This is a genomic window from Paenibacillus forsythiae T98 (genome assembly GCF_000520735.1).
GTDB classification, from domain to species: Bacteria; Bacillota; Bacilli; order Paenibacillales; family Paenibacillaceae; genus Paenibacillus_AQ; species Paenibacillus_AQ forsythiae.
The window spans coordinates 1-3,105 of record NZ_ASSC01000686.1 but is presented as its reverse complement, the minus strand read 5'-3'; the positions used below and the strand labels follow the sequence as shown (position 1 = coordinate 3,105).

At 51.8% G+C, this 3,105-nt stretch carries 3 protein-coding genes; 2 read left to right on the top strand and 1 reads right to left on the bottom strand.

Annotated features, from left to right (window positions below; genetic code table 11):
* Positions 1–699 precede the first annotated feature (699 nt).
* The gene (locus L692_RS0121170) at positions 700–1,173 is read left to right on the top strand and encodes a Fur family transcriptional regulator (RefSeq protein WP_036724855.1); all 474 of its coding nucleotides are present in this window, start codon (positions 700–702) and stop codon (positions 1,171–1,173) included.
* A gap of 154 nt (positions 1,174–1,327) precedes the next feature.
* Here L692_RS0121170 and L692_RS0121165 read toward each other — a convergent pair whose 3' ends face one another.
* Entirely contained in the window at positions 1,328–2,161 is an 834-nt protein-coding gene (locus tag L692_RS0121165) for a helix-turn-helix transcriptional regulator (protein ID WP_025702017.1), read from the bottom strand.
* 355 nt (positions 2,162–2,516) lie between these two features.
* Here L692_RS0121165 and L692_RS0121160 point away from each other — a divergent pair.
* A partial coding sequence (locus tag L692_RS0121160; protein WP_025702016.1) for a sugar phosphate isomerase/epimerase family protein occupies positions 2,517–3,105 on the top strand: 589 nt, incomplete at its 3' end.

The following is a 3,105-nucleotide window of genomic DNA, read 5'->3' as shown; positions in this document are numbered from 1 at the left end:
TCTTCGTCTTGTTAAGCATCATGCGCTCCCCCTTAACCGATAACTGAGCTGTTATAAGGTATGATACGGGCAAGGGGCATGCACCCGTTTGGGCTTTTGTTTAGAGGAGCGGGATAAATATTTTGACGTTCATGTCATCTGGTATCGTGGTATCGTGGATTGAAATACCTGCTGGTCATGTTATAATAAAGCCAGAAAGAGTGTAAAATGCAAAGAGAGCCGTGCGTCAACACGACTCTCCGGTGCAATAGCCGCTTTTAAGGGCGGCGGCTTCCATAGGTACTACCCATAGAAATAGGTCGCTATCCTAGGCAGAGGGCGGCCTATTTCTTTTTGAGATAATTAAGCAAAGCAATAATGAACATGCCGAACAGGCATCACCTCCCTTCCGGGAGACTAGCCGACCGCCCTTGCAAGCCTTACTATTGCTACCAGGAATTATATCATGCCGAAACTACTGACTATGGTAGGCCCGTAATATAATCCATGGCTTTGAATCTGCTGAAAATATAATATTGCATGGCGGCAGTCCTTCCTCCGGCTTTTTTGACTTGGTATGCAGCATTTGCCGCCGCCTGCCGAGGCTTGCCTCTTTCCTTTTTGCCGCGCATTTGATATGCTTATTATAATAATTCTTATTTAGGAAGCTTTACGATTAAAGCGATGAACACTTAATCGTCCGAGAGGGAGGAATTTATTATGAATCCTATGGATACGATCACTCAGCAGTTTGCGGCCCACAACTATAAGCTGACCTCTCAGCGCGAAGCCATTGTGAAGGTGCTTCTTGAGAATGAGAAGGACCATTTAAGCGTTGAAGAGGTATATATGCTCGTCAAGGGAAGCTTTCCGCAGCTTGGACTGGCAACGGTGTACCGGACGCTGGAGCTGCTGTGCGAACTCCATCTTGTTGAGAAAATGAACTTCGGCGACGGTGTCTCCCGTTACGACCTGCGCAGTGAAGAGCATGATCATATGCATCATCATCTCATCTGCGATTCCTGCGGCAAGGTGGCCGAAATCAAGGACGACTGGCTTGCGGAGCTTGAAGAGAAGCTGGAGAAGGAATACGGCTTCTCTGTAACCGACCATCGTCTCGACTTCAAAGGCACCTACCGGATCTGCACCGGAAGCGGGTGCAAGCGGGCGAAGGAAGGACAGACGATATCGTAAGCGCGCCTGAACGGGGCAGCCATCATTTGATAATTGATGCAGATTGAGAAGAGGGAGTATTCCCGCCGGAAGTGGCAGGGGACGCTCCCTTTTTCGTGCCTCCGCTTCATTATGGAGAAAGGCATGGCCGCCGCGTTCCTTTTCAGGTGCCGTCCTACATCAGCGCAGGCGCATCCATCTCCCTGCCACGCTCGCGGAACTGCTTGGGCGACATGCCGTAACGCTTGCGGAACTGCCGGTGGAAATAGGTATAGTTCACGAAACCGCAGGCTTCGGCGATATGCTCCAGGGGCATCGGACTGTAGACGATCCGCTCCCGGGCCATCTCCAGGCGGACCTCATTGACATATTTCACGATGGTAGTGCCGAAGGCCTCCTTGAACAGAAAGACCGCGCGCGAGACGGAAATGCCGACATAGGCCGCGACGTCTTCCAGATGGAATGAAAGCGCCGCATTCTCCTCCACAAACTGCTTCATCCGGTAAGCCAGATAGCCCCTTGGGGAGACGGAAGGACGGTCCACGGCAAGGCGGTCGATTTCCATGCACAGAATCTGCAGATAGCAGCTTGAAATTTCCGGGGAAAAATCGGACAGGCGGCGCTGCTCCAGCACAAGCTGGCGGAACAGGCCGACTAACGCGTCATTTGGCGGGAGATGCATCAACGCAGGCCGGTGGCGGCTCTTCCACCACTGGTCAATCCACTCCCCCCGGCAAAAAATATGATAGTCTCCGCTCTCCACGCGCGGCTCGCCCAGCGGAAATTTCTCCTCGTCGATAATCAGATTGTACGGGACTCCGGGCGCAATGAGCATCAGGCCGCCGCTCCCCACAGGCGTGATCTCGCCGTCAATCAGGGCGCTGCAGCCCCCTTCGGTCTGAAGACGAATGAGATAATGCGGGAAGCCCTCCGTCTTCGACATCTGAAAAGGTTTATGATGAAATGAGAATCCGGCAGTTAGTACGGTGCAAGGCGCGTCGCTTGGCATAGGCCCCTCCTTGTTTTATTAAAAGATAATCAGATTGTTCATGTTTTAATCATATTATTCATTTTATTATATTTACTTTCAGATTACGATGATACTAGTTCTCGGGCAGCGAATAAAATCAAAAATCGCAAAAACTGCCCAAAATCAAGGGAACACTGCTTGCCTTGAAGGCTTGGTTTCCGGAAGGGGCAAGGTATGGCTGCTGCCGGGATTAGTCCTTTTTGTTCAGGTGGATGCCCTTAGATTTCAGGATAATCCGCCGGCTGGAAGCGGCTCCGGGGCTAATGCTGGAATCGTTTGCACTGCAAGTCTGAGGCAACAATGCTTCAATTACATGCTTCGGGAGTGATGACAAATGTTGAAGATCGGTTTGCAGCTCTATACGCTCAGAGAAGAACTGGAGCAAGATTTCGAAGGAACGCTGAGGAAAGTGGCCGAACTGGGCTACAGCGGCGTCGAATTTTTCAATTATTTCGGCCGGAGCGCCGGGGAAGTCAAAGCGCTGCTTGAGGAGACCGGGCTAACCGCTATTGGAGCGCACAGACCCTATGATGTCCTGCTGGAGAATGCGGATGCCGAGCTCGACTACATATTGAAGCTTGGCAGCCCCTATCTGATCGTCCCCTACCTCACTGAGGAGCAGCGGAGCGATTGGAGCGGCATTGCGGCCCATTTACGGACTCTCGGAGAGAAATGCAAGGAGAAAGGCGCTGTGCTGTTATATCACAATCATGATTTTGAGCTGCGGGAGAGCGCAGACGGACTAACCGCATTCGACTATCTGTACCGGGAGGTTCCACAAGAGCTTCTCCAGGTTGAAATGGATACCTGCTGGGTGCATTACGGCGGGTATGATCCCGTGCAGTATATCGGAAAGTATGCGGGACGTCTGCCCCTGATTCATTTGAAAGATATGAAGCGCTTGGCGGACGGTTCGGCGGAGA

What these genes read in the sequence shown, in the direction of transcription:
- L692_RS0121170 (WP_036724855.1), top strand. Translation starts at nt 700, where the DNA reads ATGAATCCTATGGATACGATCACTCAGCAGTTTGCGGCCCACAACTAT.
- L692_RS0121165 (WP_025702017.1), bottom strand. Translation starts at nt 2,161, where the DNA reads ATGCCAAGCGACGCGCCTTGCACCGTACTAACTGCCGGATTCTCATTT.